This window comes from Emticicia sp. C21 (assembly GCF_003418935.1).
GTDB lineage: Bacteria > Bacteroidota > Bacteroidia > Cytophagales > Spirosomataceae > Emticicia.
In genome coordinates this window covers 158,933-176,078 of record NZ_QVMT01000002.1, presented here as the reverse complement: position 1 = coordinate 176,078, position 17,146 = coordinate 158,933, and the positions used below count along the sequence as shown (strand labels likewise).

General features: G+C 40.8%; 13 protein-coding genes. 10 read left to right on the top strand and 3 right to left on the bottom strand.

The window, feature by feature from the left end; genetic code table 11:
• Nucleotides 1-19: 19 nt before the first annotated feature.
• The 10 genes from D0T08_RS05685 (at nt 20) to D0T08_RS05645 (ending at nt 13,047) form a co-directional block, all read left to right on the top strand.
• Nucleotides 20-3,235: an efflux RND transporter permease subunit gene (locus D0T08_RS05685; RefSeq protein WP_116981640.1), complete on the top strand. Its 3,216-nt coding sequence runs from the start codon at nt 20-22 to the stop codon at nt 3,233-3,235.
• 46 nt (nt 3,236-3,281) lie between these two features.
• Nucleotides 3,282-4,370: an efflux RND transporter periplasmic adaptor subunit gene (locus D0T08_RS05680; RefSeq protein ID WP_116981639.1), complete on the top strand. Its 1,089-nt coding sequence runs from the start codon at nt 3,282-3,284 to the stop codon at nt 4,368-4,370.
• On the top strand, nt 4,370-5,713 hold the full coding sequence (locus tag D0T08_RS05675; RefSeq protein WP_116981638.1) for a TolC family protein: 1,344 nt from the start codon (nt 4,370-4,372) through the stop codon (nt 5,711-5,713). The genes D0T08_RS05680 and D0T08_RS05675 overlap by 1 nt, the downstream gene beginning before the upstream one ends.
• A gap of 226 nt (nt 5,714-5,939) precedes the next feature.
• Nucleotides 5,940-6,146 carry a hypothetical protein gene (locus D0T08_RS05670; RefSeq protein ID WP_116981637.1) on the top strand — a complete coding sequence of 69 codons (207 nt, stop codon included), beginning with the start codon at nt 5,940-5,942 and terminating at the stop codon, nt 6,144-6,146.
• A 68-nt stretch (nt 6,147-6,214) separates the two neighbouring features.
• Complete coding sequence (locus D0T08_RS27535; RefSeq protein ID WP_158561205.1) at nt 6,215-6,388, top strand: hypothetical protein; 174 nt, start codon at nt 6,215-6,217, stop codon at nt 6,386-6,388.
• Between the two features lie 168 nt (nt 6,389-6,556).
• Entirely contained in the window at nt 6,557-8,083 is a 1,527-nt protein-coding gene (locus tag D0T08_RS05665; protein ID WP_116981636.1) for an acetylxylan esterase, read from the top strand.
• 9 nt (nt 8,084-8,092) lie between these two features.
• The gene (locus tag D0T08_RS05660) at nt 8,093-8,575 is read left to right on the top strand and encodes a DinB family protein (RefSeq protein ID WP_116981635.1); all 483 of its coding nucleotides are present in this window, start codon (nt 8,093-8,095) and stop codon (nt 8,573-8,575) included.
• Between the two features lie 166 nt (nt 8,576-8,741).
• The gene (locus D0T08_RS05655) at nt 8,742-10,514 is read left to right on the top strand and encodes a PD40 domain-containing protein (protein WP_116981634.1); all 1,773 of its coding nucleotides are present in this window, start codon (nt 8,742-8,744) and stop codon (nt 10,512-10,514) included.
• Nucleotides 10,515-10,676: 162 nt separating this feature from the next.
• Nucleotides 10,677-10,871 carry a hypothetical protein gene (locus D0T08_RS05650; protein WP_116981633.1) on the top strand — a complete coding sequence of 65 codons (195 nt, stop codon included), beginning with the start codon at nt 10,677-10,679 and terminating at the stop codon, nt 10,869-10,871.
• A 469-nt stretch (nt 10,872-11,340) separates the two neighbouring features.
• Nucleotides 11,341-13,047 (top strand): hypothetical protein, encoded by a 1,707-nt coding sequence (locus D0T08_RS05645; RefSeq protein WP_116981632.1) that lies wholly within the window; start codon nt 11,341-11,343, stop codon nt 13,045-13,047.
• Between the two features lie 196 nt (nt 13,048-13,243).
• Here the strand turns inward: D0T08_RS05645 and D0T08_RS05640 are convergent, their stop codons facing one another.
• The 3 genes from D0T08_RS05640 to D0T08_RS28050 form a co-directional block, all read right to left on the bottom strand.
• Complete coding sequence (locus tag D0T08_RS05640) at nt 13,244-14,785, bottom strand: YifB family Mg chelatase-like AAA ATPase (RefSeq protein WP_116981631.1); 1,542 nt, start codon at nt 14,783-14,785, stop codon at nt 13,244-13,246.
• Between the two features lie 348 nt (nt 14,786-15,133).
• Entirely contained in the window at nt 15,134-16,615 is a 1,482-nt protein-coding gene (locus tag D0T08_RS05635) for a M20/M25/M40 family metallo-hydrolase (protein WP_116981630.1), read from the bottom strand.
• A 210-nt stretch (nt 16,616-16,825) separates the two neighbouring features.
• The gene (locus D0T08_RS28050; protein ID WP_255413508.1) at nt 16,826-16,960 is read right to left on the bottom strand and encodes a hypothetical protein; all 135 of its coding nucleotides are present in this window, start codon (nt 16,958-16,960) and stop codon (nt 16,826-16,828) included.
• Nucleotides 16,961-17,146: the final 186 nt, after the last annotated feature.

The following is a 17,146-nucleotide window of genomic DNA, read 5'->3' as shown; positions in this document are numbered from 1 at the left end:
CAAAACCTAAATCATTCTTATGTGGATTGTTCGATTAGCACTCAATCGCCCCTATACCATTGCAGTCATGGCTTTTTTGATGATGCTCGGAGGTGTTATGGCAACCCGTTCGATGCAGACGGATATTTTTCCCAAAATTGATATACCTGTTGTAAATATTGTATGGGCCTATCCGGGCCTTTCGGCTCAGGATATGGAGCGCCGTGTTGTAATTAACAACGAGCGGGGTATTTCCTCGCAGGTACAGGGGGTATCACGTATCGAATCAAGCTCTATTCCGGGTGTGGGTTTGTTACGTGTCTATTTTCAACCCGGTACTGATTTGGGGCAAGCCTTAGCCCAGATTTCTGCGGTATCGTCTACGGCCTTACGTCAGATGCCTCCGGGTATGCAACCTCCGGTATTGCTCCCTTATAATGCCTCGAATTTACCTGTATTGCACATGATTATTTCGAGCGAAACCATGGGAGAAGATGCTGTAGCTGACTACACCAATAACTTTTTACGGTTGCGTTTATTCACTATTCCAGGCTTACAAACACCGGGGGTATATGGTGGTAAACAACGCCAGATTAATATAGATATTGACCCTGCGCAATTAACTGCCAAAGGGCTTTCGGCGGCTGACGTTATTTCTGCCTTGCAGAGTTCAAACGTTATTCTTCCGGCAGGTACTGCCAGAATGGGACAAACCGAGTATAATATCGCCCTGAATGCCAGTCCAAGCACCATTGACCAGTTTTATGATATACCAGTAAAAGTTATTAACGGGCAGACAATTAAGATAGAAGACATCGGTAAAATATCAGACTCCTTTGCTGACCCAACCAATATCGTACGTATCAATGGTAAGCATGCCAGTTACTTGTCAATCCTCCGTAAATCGAGTGCATCTACCCTTACGATTGTAGAAGCATCTAAAAACATGATTCCAAAAATCAAGGAAGCAGCACCGGAGGGATTAGAAATAACAACAGATTTCGACCAGAGTATCTTTGTAAGCGCTGCCATTGATAACGTATTGCACGAAATGGGCTTAGCTATCTTCCTGGTGGGTATCATGATTTTCGGCTTTCTGGGTAACTGGAGAAACGTATTCATCGTAGTAACTTCTATCCCATTAGCTATTCTCACAGCTATTATTGTATTAGACCTGACAGGAAACTCTTTGAATATCATGACCCTTGGTGGTTTATCATTGGCGGTAGGTATGTTGGTCGATGATGCCACGGTGGCGATTGAAAGTATCCACCGACACCTGAGTATGGGTAAATCACTAGTGCGGGCTATTATAGATGGGGCTATGGATATTGCTACTCCCGCCTTAGTTGCTACACTATCTATCTGTATTGTGTTTATTCCGGTATTATTTATTACCGGGCCTGCTGGTTATTTGTTCGTTCCGATGGCGCTTTCAGTAGTAGTAGCTATGCTTACCTCTTATGTATTGTCAAGAACATTAGTTCCTTTGCTCTCTCGTCTGATGCTTTCAGCAGGTTCACATGATGCCCATGCTACCAGATTTGACCGTTGGAGAGACCGTCGGTTTGAGCGTATGCAGGATGCCTATGGTAGTCGTTTGCGCAAAACCCTGAAACAAAAAGGGCTTGTATTGATTGGTTCATTGGTAATTGTAGTACTAACTGTAGTTCTTGTTACGCCACATGTTGGTACCGACTTCTTCCCTACTACTGATACAGGTTTCATGAAACTGCATTTCAGAGCACCATTTGGCACTCGTATTGAAGAAACCGAAAGATATGTTGAGCGCATTGAAGAAGCCGTAAAGAAAATAGTACCACCGGAAGAATTAGGAACTATCAGTGCCAATATCGGTGTACCAATTTTCTTTAACCTGGCCTATGTGCAGTCGGATAATGTGAATGGGATGGATGCCGAAATCATGATTTCGTTGAAGAAAGGCCATAAACCTACGGAGATATATCGTAATAAAATACGTGAAATATTAGACAGCGATTTCCCGGGAACGCAGTCTTACTTCCAGACTGCCGATATGGTGGGTCAGGTATTGAACTTCGGTTTGAGTTCTCCTATTGATTTGCAGGTAGAGGTAAATGATTATAACAAAGGTTATGAAATGGCGAAAGTATTAAGAGATTCACTCAAAAAAGTAGCCGGATTGAAAGACGTTACCATTAAACAGGTATTAGATTATCCTACCCTAAAAATAGATGTTGACCGTATCAGAGCTGCACAAGTAGGACTAAGCCAGAGAGACGTTGCCAGTAACTTATTGGTTAACCTCTCATCCAGTGGTTTGTTTGCACCATCTTACTTCCTGAATCCTGCTAATAATGTCAACTATACGGTGATAGTAAAATCACCTATGGCTAAGATTCAGTCAGTGAGCGATTTGATGAATCTGCCATTAACTACTAATGCCGCTGCCAGTGCTTTGAATAGCAACTCGACCTTACAACCTACAGATGTACCCCGACAAATTGCACAGACCGTGCGCAATGTATCAGACATAAAACCAACGGTAATGCCGAGCCAGATTAACCACGAGAATATCCAGCGTGTATTGAATGTTTCGGCCAATGTAGAGGGCAGAGATTTAGGTTCGGTTTCTGCAGATATTGAGCGTATTGTGAAGAATATGGGTACTTTACCAAAAGGCTTTGCCATTACCGTTCGTGGACAAGGGCAGGTAATGAATGAGTCATTCACGAATATGGCACAGGGGCTGGTATTGGCTATCTTGCTGGTTTATGTACTCATGGTGGTATTATTCCAATCGTTAAAAGACCCATTGATTGTATTAGTGGCTATTCCGGGAGCATTAACAGGGATTATTCTTTTTCTATGGGCCACAGGTACAACTATCAACGTAGTATCATTGATGGGTTCTATTATGGCCGTGGGTATTGCTGCATCCAATGCGACCCTGATGGTGAGTTATGCTAACGACTTGCGTTCAGAAGGTTATTCAGTGCTGAAAGCAGTCATTGAAGCCGGAAAAACCCGTCTTCGCCCTATCCTGATGACAGCCCTTGCAATGGTACTAGGTATGATTCCAATGGCAATTGGTATGGGAGAAGGTTCTGAACAGAATGCTCCCCTGGCCCGTGCCGTAATCGGTGGCCTGATTATCGCTACCCTCTTTACCCTTTTTGTGGTGCCTGTTGTGTATGCAGGTCTGTATAAAGGTAAGGCAAAAGCGAAAGTAAGCTTATTGGAAGACCAGGAAGAAAACACCCATGTAGTGGCCTAAAACAAAACCTAAAATATAACTGACATTTAAAAAACAATTAAATATTATGAAAAATCAACAAAATCTTCGCCGAATCGGATTATTAGCTATCGTCTTGGTAGTCGTCGGGATTTTTGTGATAAGCTGCACCGGTGGTTCTGCTGAGCCTCCTGCTACTGCCAAATCTGAAGGAATAACGGTGAGCACTACTACCATCAGTCAGCAAAAATCAGGCAGAACCCTCATGCTTTCTGCCGAAGCGCGTCCTTACCAATCAGTAACGCTGTATGCCAAAATAAGTGGCTATCTACAAAAACTGTACGTAGACAAAGGACAAGATGTAAAGGCGGGCCAAACTATTGCCATCATCGAGTCGCCGGATTTAGAGCAGGAGAAACTGGCGCTAGAGGCCGACTTGAAACAAAAACAAAGCTATTTGCAAAGAGTAGAATCATTATTGGCTAAAAAATATGTAACCGACCAGGAAGCAGATAAAGCCCGTGCAGATGTAGAAATGGCCAAGGCAAGAGTAGACGCACAAAAAGAGAAATTGTCTTATACCACTATCAAAGCACCTTTTGCCGGAAATGTATCGGCGCGTTATGCTGATGTAGGTGCTTTATTACAGGCTGCCACTTCTTCGCAAAGCAGTGCTTTGCCTGTAGCTACTATCTCTCAGGTAAATCGTTTAAGGATTACTATCTTTATTGAACAGGCTGATGCCGGAACAGTTCGTCCGGGAACACCTGTGGATATGTTGGTACCGGGTTCAGCAGATACACTGCATGCCAAAATTACGCGTATGACAGGTGAACTCGATGCCCGTACCCGTATGATGCTGGCAGAAATTGAGTACAACAATGCGAATAATCAAATTTTAGCTGGTAGCTTCCTGAAAGTATTGATTCACTTACCGGCACAGGAATTTATCAGCATTCCGGCTCAGGCATTAGTAGTAAAAGGAGATAAATATTTTGCCCCTATCATCAAAGACAATCGTGTGTATTACCGACCAATTAAGATTGGCGCAGGCGACGGACTACAATACAGAGTCTACTCAGGTCTGAATGAAGGAGACGTTGTAGCACTCAACGTCGGTAATTCATTGATTGATAGTTCACTTGTAAAAGTGGCAAACAAACCGGTAACGAAATAATGAAAAAAATACTATTATTTTTAAGTACGCTGTGCTATGGGTTAAACCTTTCGGCACAAACCAAAGTACTCAATTTTCAGGAAACCCTGCAAATGGCTATACAGCAGAATGTAGGTATCCGCAAAGCACAGAATACTATTGAGTCGGCTAAGTGGGATGTATACGGCAGCAAGAATATGTTTCTGCCCAATGCTACTTTTAACGGAGGTTTCAACTTTCAATCAGGAAGTAACTTATTGACTGTGGCAACTCCCTCATTGGTAGCCAGTACATTTACAGGTCTGAGCTTTCAGGCCAATAGTAATTATGTGCTAGCTGATGGAGGTGCCCGTAAATCGCAGGTACAGGTTTCTGAAAAAATAGGAGAAGCCGCCAATTCTCAGTTAAGGTTCACCCGTCAACAAGTAGTGAATGACTTGAGTCTGGCTTTTTTACAGTTATCATTAGACAGAAGACTGATTGAAATTACTACCCAGAACTGGCACCTATCGCAAGAGCGTGATACAATTTTAACGGGCCTGGTAAAAGCAGGTTTGAGACTATCCAATGAACTATTTCAGCAACAAGCGCAAACGCGACTGGATGGGCAACAGGTAATAGCAGCGAAAAACGCTTTGCAAAACCACAAGATTTTCCTAATTCGTCGTTTAAACCTCCCGGCAGGAGATTATGATTTTCAGGAGTTACCCGAAGAAGGGTTAACTAATTATTCAGGTCAGGATTTAGTGGCTTCGGCTTATACCAAACGTTATGATTTGTTGACATTGAAACAACAACGAGAAGCCATTGCGCTTAGAGCCCCGATTATCCAGTCTGCCTTAAAACCTCAATTAGTAGCGTCAGGAGGATTTACTACTGCCGGAAGACATTTGTTTCAGCAGAATATCAATGGAAACGATGTATTGAAAACCATTGAGCAGCGAAACATTGTCAGACAATTGGGGAATCAGATTAACGTGTATGCAGGTTTAAACCTGGTCTGGAATATATTTGACCGTAACCAAACCAAAACTGCGCTGGCTAAAAACCGGATTGAAGAAGCCAATCGTGAATTGGATATAACCGACAAACAAGACCAGATACGCGCCGAAATAAACCAGGCCCTGACCGACTACGAAACTGCTCAACAACAATTTACTACCGCCCAGGCACAGCTATCTGCCGCACAGGCAGCGTTTGAATTACAGGAGGGTCGCTTCCAGAATGGCTTAGCCCCTTTGGTAGATTTATTTGTGGCCCAGAGTGCATTGGCCTCAGCTAAAATCAATGTAGCACGGGCAGGTATTCAGTTACGTTATCAACAGAAACTCATACAGTTTTATGTTGGGGATGGACAGGAATAAGATAATACGTTTATATTCAAAGGGAAGCAGTTGCTTCCCTTTTTTATTGCTGATATGTTTAAGATTATTCCTTTGTCAGGACAAGACAACTCAATCATTCCCCAACAGTTTGATTATATCAAAAATCTCCTCAAACCCTTTGAAAGTACCATCCAAAACCGGAAATTTAGGGAACGCCCGGCCAGACGCCGAGTATTGCATTACAATTCACATAAACACTATTATTATGCCAAATATAAAAGGAGACGGAAGCCTATTTAAAAGAGCAATTGGCTATACTTCCCAACAGGTTGCCAAAATAGCAACCACTAAAAAGAAGCCAGAAAAGGTTACCAATATGGTGGGAACCTTTTTGAAAGAAAACAACATCGGAAGCCTGTTTAAAATAGCAATTGGCTATATATCAGTAAGTTATCAAAACAGCGACTACTAAAAACGGGACCTGAAAAGGTTACCAATTGGTGGGAACCTTTTTGAAAGAAGACAGTACCAGAAGCCTGTTTGAAAGAGCAATTGTCTATATATCAGCAAGTTATCAAAACAGCGATTACTAAAACAGAGCCGGAAAAGGTTACCAATACGGTAGGAACCTTTTTGAACGAAAGCAACACCGGAAGCCTGTTTAAAAGAGCAATTGGCTATACTTACCAGCAGGTAGTTTCGGAGTGTTATTGAGGTCTACTAACAAGCACTCCTAAACGCCTCATTATCAAGATTTATCTAAATTTCTTTGAAGTTTCTACTATTGAACTTAGATTTAAATATTAGTGCTATGATTTTTCTTTATATTCACACACCTTACGATTTCAGAAAACCAATCAACCTTAATTATTTAATTCAACGATGAAAAAAGTTCTTTTTTCGTTGCTACTCGCATCTGCAAGTGCGGTGGCACAAAATACGGCTTCTTCAAAAGACGGCTCACCACCTTTGGTAACTTTTACCGACCAGCAGATGCGTGATAATATGATGCAGCAATTAGGCATCAAACGCATGAGGCCGGGCTATAGTGGAAATGAATCTGACCCGAATCATGCCAACTATGATGAATCAAAGGCAAACCCCTGCCCTACTTTACCCGATGTTCTGGTACTTAAAAACGGCAAAAAAGTAAGCAATGCCGATGACTGGTGGAATAAACGCCGCCCGGAGTTAGTAGAAGATATAGAAAGAGAATTGTATGGCAGACTTCCGAAAAATATACCTAAGGTAACCTGGACAGTTAAAATCACGGATAAGGAGGTTGTGGGTAGAACGCCAGCCGTGGCCAAGCAATTGATAGGTCATGTCGATAACAGTGAGTTTCCCTTAATCAATGTTGATATTAATATGATGCTGGTTGTGCCTACCAATGTAAAAGGCCCGGTTCCGGTATTGATGATGTTTGGCAGGCCCTCATTTCCTGCACCTGCACAACCGAGTCCTGAACACATGGAAAAGCTTAATGCCTCATTCAAAGAGATGATGATTAAGCATGACCCATCTTTGAAAGCCATATTCGACCAGTATCCTGCCTATACACCTGTCACCCGATTACCCGGCCCGAATTTCTTTGCACCGGCTACTAATGGAGAATCTCCTTCAACTGAACAATTGCTTGCCGCAGGTTGGGGATATGTAACCATTGACCCATCAAGCATTCAGGCCGATAATGGAGCAGGTTTAACCAGAGGAATTATCGGCTTAGTAAATAAAGGTCAGCCTAGAAAACCCGAAGACTGGGGTGCCTTAAGGGCTTGGGCCTGGGGAGCAGCACGTGCCCTTGATTATCTGGAGACCGACCCATTGGTTGATGCCAAACGAGTAGGTATTGAGGGTGTATCCCGTTATGGCAAAGCAGCTTTGGTTACTATGGCTTTCGAACCACGTTTTGCTATAAGTCTGATTGGTTCATCGGGTAAAGGAGGAGCTGCCCTACATAGGAGAGTATTTGGTGAGGGGGTTGAAAACCTAAGTGGTGGATTCCATTACTGGATGGGTGGCAACTATATGAAATATGGAGCAGAAGAAGCAGACTTCGGCAAAAAAACGGGTTGCGATTTACCTGTCGATTCGCATGAACTTATTGCTCTTTGCGCGCCAAGACCGACTTTTATCAGCTATGGTCTCCCCGAAAAAGGCGATGCTAAATGGCTCGACCAACAAGGGAGCTACATGGCGACAGTAGCGGCAGGCGCGGTATTCAAATTATTAGGCGTTAAAGACATAGGCGTTTCTAATGATTATCTGACAGAAAAAATGCCCCCTTATAATACAGATATGTTAACCGGACAGCTGGCCTGGCGCCAGCATGATGGCGGCCATACCGATTGGCCGAATATGCAACATTTCATTCCTTGGGCAAGTAGGGTTCTGAAATATGAAAAGTAAGCTTTCATTATGTTAGATATAGTTAAGCAAAGCCTCTGGAACCAGATGGGAGCAAGCATAGATATGCTTGAAGATTCAATTGTACTTTGCCCTGAAGAAGAATGGGATACAGATCTGAAATTCTGGTATCAGGCTTTTCATGCCTTGTTTTTTCTGGACTATTATCTAACCATGGAGCCAAAGGATTTTATCCCGCCTCAACCATTTACCGAATCAGAATTTGAGGATAGAATGCCTGAAAAAACTTATATAAAAACCGAGCTGCTTAACTATTTATATTTTTGCAGAGAGAAAGGCAAAAATCTTATAGAGCATCTGACAGAACAACAGTTAAAATCCCGGTGGATCAATTTATCAGGTTCTATGAATTATTCAGTTCATGAAATAATTCTCTATAATATACGGCATCTGCAACACCATGTAGCACAATTGAATTTACACTTGCGGCAAACTATTAAAGATGCTCCTGAATGGCTTTTTCAGGCAAAATGAGGGTATGATTGAATCAATCATACCCTCATTTTGACATATAGATTCTTAATCTGTTCGTTTCACTTAACTACTATCTTATACTTTAACAGTGTCGGGATAAAATCCCACTAATTGGGGTACATATATCAATTCGGGATAGGATATTTTTGTAATAAAAGACTTTACTATGAAAAAGCTAAAAATTACAATATTTCTAACTCTGACCTTAGGTTTAGGAATAGCCCTGTCCAAACCTACACCCTATTTCGGTTTACCTGCTCCGGGCAACGAAGCACAGGTTTTTGCTAAAGGAATTGTAAGTGCTGATGCCCTAGAACATAGTGCCCCGGCTATTTCGAAAGAAAATGATGTGGTACTCTGGTGCTTGTTAGATAGCCCCATGTATATATTGGAATCCAGAAAAGTCAATGGGAAATGGACAAAGCCTGCGCGCCCATCATTTTCATCAGAAAACTCTGATGATGTCTACCCCAGATTTTCGCCTGATGGTAAAATACTCTATTTTTCTTCACGCCGACCACTACCGGACGGTTTTCCAAAACTGGAAGATATGTGGATATGGAAAGTAGAAAAAACGAAAGATGGTTGGGGCAAACCAGTTCCCTTAGACCCATCTGTTTGCAATGGTGCAGCTTATGCACATTCTATTACCTCTTCCGGGCATTTGTATTATTCATATAGAAAAGCCGGAGCCAAGATGCTTGATATAATGGCTGTTTCGGTTAATACTCCCTCCGAAAAGTTAGTTACAGCAAATCTGAATACTGAGAATTATGAAGATGGCCCCTTAATTTCTCACAAAGAGGACTTTATCATATTTGAGTCAGACAGGCCTGGTAGCTTAGGTGGAACTGATTTGTTTATCTGTTTCAATCAAAATGGTCAATGGACAGAAGCGATTAATATGGGTACAAAAATAAATACCGAAGCTTACGAACGGTTTGCCGGGCTTTCGCCTGATGGTAAATATCTGTTCTGGGGTAGTTCCAGAAATGCCGATAATAATATCTATTGGATTGATGCCTCGGTAATTGACGAACTACGGCCCGGCTATGTATCAAAAAACATCCCTGCCAAGCGGGCACATCATGAGTTAGTTTATGATGAGAAAAGTAATACTGTCATGCTTTTTGGGGGAAGCTCACCCATTGACGGTGGCAAGACTATTCCGTTCTTTAACGATGTGTGGTCATACAATGGCAAAGCCTGGAAAAAGGTAGGAAATATAGGCGATGAACGTAGCGGTATGAAAATGGCTTATAATACCAGACAACAAAAAATCTATTCATTTGGTGGTTTTGCTAACAATAATTCATTGGCTGATCTTCGGGTTTTCGAAAAAGGGCAATGGATAACAATCAATGAATTGCCTGAAATGAAAGCTACAGAACCCGGTTTTGTATATGATAGTAAAAGAGACAAATTTGTTTTATTTGGGGGAATGGCAGACCGGGATTTGTTCAATAATGCAACCTACGAATGGGATGGGAAAACCTGGAAAAAATTTGAGGGTATTTCTCCACAAGGCAGAAGTAACTTTGCTATGATTTATGATGAAAAACGAGGCAAGACTGTCTTATACGGAGGTATGAACGATGGTATCTGGGAATTTGATGGCAGTAGTTGGGTAAATATCAAACCTGAGGGCGAAAATCCCGGGGAAAGAATAGCGGCAGGTTATTGCTACGATAGCAAACGAGGAATGATGATATTTTCAGGAGGTATGTCAAACGGCAAAAGAGTAAACGATACCTGGGGATGGGATGGCGTGAAATGGCATAAATTATCAACAATGGCTCCTATGAAACGAGCAATGGGGTATATGGTATATGACAAAAAACGCGATAAAGTGGTGCTGTTTGGTGGCAGAATAAGCTGGCCTATTGATGAGAACGATACATGGGAATGGGATGGTGAAACATGGAAGAAAGTCTTGTAGATAAATAAATATTGTGAAAAGAGAAATTAGTTCAGTAAATAATGTGTAAGTATATACGAGAGGGTGGCATAGTTTTTTAGGCTTTAAGGTAAGTTAAGCGTATTGACAATAAGCGTTTAATTACAGCTTATTTATTCCACATAATACTTAAAATTTACATTTATGAACCTTAAAAGAACCTTTGGAGCTATACTTACTGTGTTAGGTATAGTTGGTCTTATTTATTCAGCTATGATATTTGTTAATACCTCAGGCGGTGCTAAGAATATCAAGTCTCTGATTATTTATGGTATTATTGGCTTTATCTTTTTCCTTTCAGGTATCAATCTGATACGTACCACTAAAGACGAAGCCTGACGACTGTTATTATAATTTACTAGTCTAATACCTCGAAGGTATAATTGAAAGGTCTCATAGTCTATTGATTATGAGACCTTTTTCGTTTGTGCACTACATCTTACTTTTTGTATAAGACTAAAGCACTAACTTTAAGTTTTATCTTTTAAAGCATTGATCAAAGTATTTACTTAAATATTCCTACTTAGGTTATTCCATTTATCTTGCTTTCACTGATACAACTATGTTTTCTTTGATTAATAGTTAATTATTCCGAAAATATACTTTATTTGTACCCCTGGTATCTCAAATTATAATGTGAAGTATCAATGAATTCTTAAATATTACACGTTAATGTATAACCTATTCTCAACTCTGCCAACAGTTGAAAAACGGGAGTGAGCTTGCATTGGGAAAACTAATCAAAAAGTACTTCAGTCTCCCATACAAGCTTCACTACCATTAACAATCCTCTTAAAAACTACCCCTCATGAATAGACGGACATTTGTACATACAGGTTTTCTTTCGGTTTGTTCAGTATCCTTTTTTACAATTAATACTCTCCCTGCAAAATTTGAGACCAAACCAGCTTGGCTATTGGAATGGATAAAGATACATGACCAACAAATCTCGAATTTTAAATTGATTAAAGTAACCGATGTTAAAAGCAAGTATTTCGGAGGATATATGGATGGTGTAGAAATACCGAATCCGCATTCAACCAGTAGTTTTGTGATGAAAGCCTGTATGTTGATTTCCTGTCCTGAATCAGCCTATTATCAATCAAGAAAAGTATTGCGTGACGTGGAAGATGCCGCTAATGCCATGCTCAAATTCCAGCATGCAGATGGTACTATTGACCTATTGGCTACTAACTTCCATTCAACACCCGATACTGCCTTTGTACTAGAAAATATAGTCCCGGCCTATAAATTTCTTAAGCAATCTCAGACAAAAGGTTCAGAGAAAGCATTGGAGCTACTGCAGAATTTCTTAAAAAATGCAGGTGAAGCGCTAATTACAGGGGGTATTCATACTCCTAATCACCGATGGGTAGTGTCGGCGGCGCTAACCAAATTAAATGAGCTATTTCCCGACAAACGTTATACTGATCGAATTAATCAATGGTTAGCCGAGCATATAGACCTTGATCCGGACGGACAATACACCGAAAAAAGTACCAATACTTATTCCCCTATCGTCAATCGTTCGCTAATAATTATGGCGAAAGGTCTCAATAAACCTGAATTATTAGATGCTGTCCTGAAAAACCTGGAGATGACGCTTTACTATGTTCATCCGAACGGTGAAGTAGTTACCGAGGCCTCTAACCGTCAGGATAAAGGTACTATAGGCAATATGTCTAAGTACTACTATTGCTACCGCTTCATGGCTATTCAAAAAAACAACGGCGAAATGGCCGCCATGTGCCGACAAATTGAAAAAACAAGCACAAAAAATGAATTGGCTGGTTATCTCGATTACTTTTTAGAAGATCTTTCTTTATGGAAAGAACTACCTGCCGATAGACCTTTGCCAACCAGTTATGCGAAAGCCTTTCCGTATTCAGGTGTAGTTAGAATCAGAAGGGGCAACTGGGATTCTACAATTTTATCAAATAATCCCGGTTGGCTCACTTTTCATAAAGGCAATGCAGTCTTGCAGGCCATGAGGGTAGCGGCATCTTTCTTTGGTAAAGGACAATTCCAGTCTGAAAAAATAGAAAAAGAAGGGAATGCCTGGGTATTAAGAAGTCATCTGGATGGGCCTTATTATCAACCGCTCGATAAAGACAAAATCTCTGCCGATGGTGATTGGGAAAAAATGCCAAGAACGCTCAGGAAGCAAAGCGAAATCCAGGAACTTGATACGAGCATAAAGATTCAGGAAACCAATAATGGTTTAGAAATAGAAATCAATATGGCGGGAACTGAAGGCGTTCCCGTTTCACTCGAATTGATTTTCAGGCCGGGTGGGACATTCACAGGAGTCACTAATCATCTTACCACTCCTAAAGCCTTTCTTTTCTCAGGTCAGAATGGTTCTTATTCTGTTGGAAACGATACACTAAATTTTTCATCGGGCAGAGTCGAACATAAAAATATCCAGTTGCGAGGCGCATTACCTGCAATGGATGCACCAACTGTGTATGTAACAGGCTTCACACCCTTTAAACATACCATTAAATTATCATAAATCTGATTCCATACTTAAACTTGATTACTTGTGTTTACCTTATTTGGCATTTCGATAATTTGATTCCATTTTCCTAACAGCATTTTTCCCGAATTCTTCATCTGCAGGGCATAAAATCTTAAAAACGGCCAATCATAATATCAAATGTAACGAGTAACAAGTAATAAATAAAAATATCCAATGATAGCACAGGTTTTTACCCTGCCCAATTCTCTCTATCCAGACTTCTGAATTGGATGGCCTCTGCCAGATGTTCAATGCGAATTTCTTCCGAATCTGCCAAATCGGCTATGGTACGTGATACTTTCAATATCCTGTCATAAGCTCTGGCGGATAAGCCCAGACGTTCCATCGCCTTTTTCAATAAGGCTTTGCCTGCTTCCCCAATATCACAGATTTCTTTTACCATTTCAGGTGGCATCATGGCATTGCAATGAATATCCGGAAAATTTTCAAAACGTTTTGTCTGGAGTTCACGAGCTTTTACTACCCTTTCTCTTATAGTTGAAGAAGATTCATTTTTTCGGGTAGAAGATATCTGGTCAAAACTTACGGGCGTAACCTCTACATGCAAGTCTATTCGATCTAATAAAGGACCTGAAATTTTATTAAGGTATTTGCCAACGGTGCCGGGTGGACAGGTACATTCTTTCTCCGGATGATTATAGTAGCCGCAAGGGCAAGGATTCATGCTAGCTATCAACATGAAATTGGCCGGAAATTCAACCGCTTGTTTTGTGCGGGAAATGACCACCTTTCTTTCTTCTAAAGGCTGGCGCATTACCTCTAATACTGTTCGTTTAAATTCAGGTAATTCGTCTAAAAACAAAACGCCATTGTGTGCTAATGAGATTTCGCCAGGCTGAGGGAAACCGCCTCCCCCTACCAGAGCTGCATCAGAAATGGTATGGTGGGGAGCCCGGAAAGGTCGACGGGCAATCAAAGATGCTTTTACTCCCAATTTTCCTGCCACCGAATGAATTTTGGTCGTTTCCAGAGCTTCATGTAAGGTCAAAGGCGGTAATATGGATGGTATACGCTTGGCAAGCATGGTTTTACCTGCACCCGGCGGACCAATCATGATTACATTATGGCCGCCCGCTGCTGCGATTTCCATCGCTCGCTTGATATTCTCTTGGCCTTGAACGTGCGAGAAATCAGCTTCATAATCATTAATGGCACTATAAAAAATATCTCTGGTATCAGTAACTAATGGTTCTATTGCTTTTGCTCCCGTCAGAAAATCAATAGCTTCTGTTAAACTCTCTACCCCTATCACGTCTAAATTATTTACTATAGAAGCTTCAAGCGCATTTTCAACTGGAAGAATAAAACCTTTCAACTTAGTACGACGGGCTTCTATGGCAATAGGTAAAACTCCTTTGATAGGTCGAAGCATACCATCTAGCGCCAACTCACCCAAAATCACATATTCTTCTAAATTTTTAGCAGGCTTGATATGGTCTCCGGCTGTCAGTATGCCAATAGCCATTGGCAAATCATAGGCCGAGCCCTCTTTACGAATATCAGCCGGAGCTAAATTAATAACAGTCTTTTGTCGGGAAATCTGGTAATTACAATATTTAAGAGCAGCATCAATTCTTTGTTGACTTTCTTTCACAGCTCCGTCTGGTAGCCCTACAATCGCCATACCCAAGCCTTGCATGACACTTACTTCAACTGTTATCAAGGTGGCATTTACCCCATACACAGCAGCACCAAAGGTTTTTGATAACATATAATATTCTATTTGTTCTACTAAGTTAAAACTTCCAATCAGTATTTTACAAAACTACAATATTTCGTCTATTCGTATTTATTCCTTTGCAAAAAGTATGATTAACATCTGCCTTATATTTTCCTTTTGTAGAAAATTGATGTTAAAATAAGTTCAAACGAATTTTCGTCCAATTTTATATTGATAGCCAGCATGAATCCCTGAGGATTCGGTTACTTTTCCCGTCTTGAAAAAAAATATACTTGTCTACTTATATGTAGAATAGCTTTTAAAAAGACAATTTAACCCACTATCTATAAATAAAAGAATCCCTCACTAAGTGAGGGATTCTACTCTACTATCAAGATCTTATTGTTCCCAACGCCAGTCTTTACCGATAATCAACTCATTTTTGAGGTTTTGTTTGATCAAAAACTCTCTCGTATCATTATCGTTCATTTTCTTTACTGGTAGCGCATCTGCATTGGCTAAAGCGTAGAGCATCATGGCAGTAAAGCGTACATTATTGTTGATTTGCTTTTTGTCTATCAAATCAAAACGGTCGCAGTTGGCATGATAGCAATTATAAGCTTTTATAGGGAAGCTGCCTGATGGTGAACATACCGGAACACCTTGTATCATAAATGGCTGATGGTCTGAATGCAGGCCTGCCGAATTAGGATTAGTATTGGTAAAGGTCGAATCAATATTTTTGATTTTTTTACCGATTTCATCAAAGAACGAACGTAATTCAGGGCGGCCCATCGCATTAAATCCTTTGGCATTGTTTACCATATCTAGATTCATCATTAATTGAACCTGATCTAGTTTACCCTCATCTTTATATTTTTTCACCAGAGCTTTAGAGCCTAACAAGCCTTGTTCTTCACCCATAAACATCACAAACTCTATCGTGCGTTTTGGTTTTAATTTTAAAGCCTGAAAAACCCGGGCCACATCTAATACCGTAAAAGAGCCAATACCATTATCCATCGCCCCGGTAGCCAAATCCCAGGAATCCAAATGACCACCAATCACAATTTTATCGTTGGCATGTTTTCTGGAACTACCCGGTAGCGTAGCAATCACATTTCTGGCTCTGATAGGTCGGCTGAAATTCTGCATATCAATCACGGCCCAGATATTCTTTTCTTCGTTCATCCACTTGCGGATTGACTTCCCGCTCTCTACCGATACACATACGGCAGGAATAGGAATTAAAGCTCCCGTAACCGAAGCTGTTCCGGTCAATAGTACCCCTCCCTCCACTGCATTAGCAATAATTACTCCGGCCGCACCATACTTAATAGCCAAAGCTGTTTTTTCAGAGCGGTGCAAGTTTTTCTTACCCTTATTTTCCGGTGATTGAAGATTGATATTGAATAATGCTATTTTGCCTTTTACTTCATCTTTTACTTTCTCAAAATCAGCTTCTATCCCATCGCCACAATCAACAATAGGGCCTTTAATATGTGACGATACCGGAGAATGCGCCAAAGCCACTACCTCTACATCGCGAAAATTATCGCTTCCCTTAGGTACAATTGCTAAGCTTACCGTATCTCTTGCCCATGATTCTACTTCGAAAGGCATATATTTTACATCGGTATAGCCATATTCTTTTAATAGTTTGTAAGCAAAGTCTTCTGCCTTTTTTCCATTCGGGCTGCCTGTTAGTCGATGGCCGATTGTAGAGGTGGCTTCTCCCAGAGTTTCGTAGGCACGTCCCCGACTTAAAACGTCTTCATTAATTTTCGCAAAAAGGGCTTCCAGATCGTCAGCCGGAGAGGTAAACGCCGAAAATAAGGCAATGCTAATACCCAGTGTTAAAAATAAAATTCTCTTTCTCATCTCCCTAATAATTATGTTGTTGGGCCAATTTAGTTTAGGCATGTAATAATAATGTAAAAATCGTTATTTTTTTCATTCTAAACAAAATGTGCCTTTATTTTGGTCATTGTTAATCTTTTTCAAGATTCAACTCTTTAAAAATATTGAACAGCCTTCTTACAATCTTTCAAAAAGGTTCCCACGATATTGGTCACCTTTTTGGGTTCTGTTTTATCTAACTATCTGGAAACTACTCCTGTCATTGGTCAAATAGGTTCCCACCATATTGGCTACCTTTTCTGGTGGTCTGCGAGTGGCTGGTACTCGGAAACCATCACTGCCCTCTTCCAAAAAGGTTCCCACCATAATGGTAACCTTTTTCGGTTTCGTTTTTGTGGCTGCTCCTTGGAAACTATCGCTGTCCCCCTTTCAAAAAGGTTCCTACTATATTGGTAACTTTTTCCGGTCCTGATTTCGTATTTGGTACCTTTCCAGACTCCGAAACTACCTGCTAGTAAGTTTACTGCATGTCAATAGTTGTTATGCGGATGG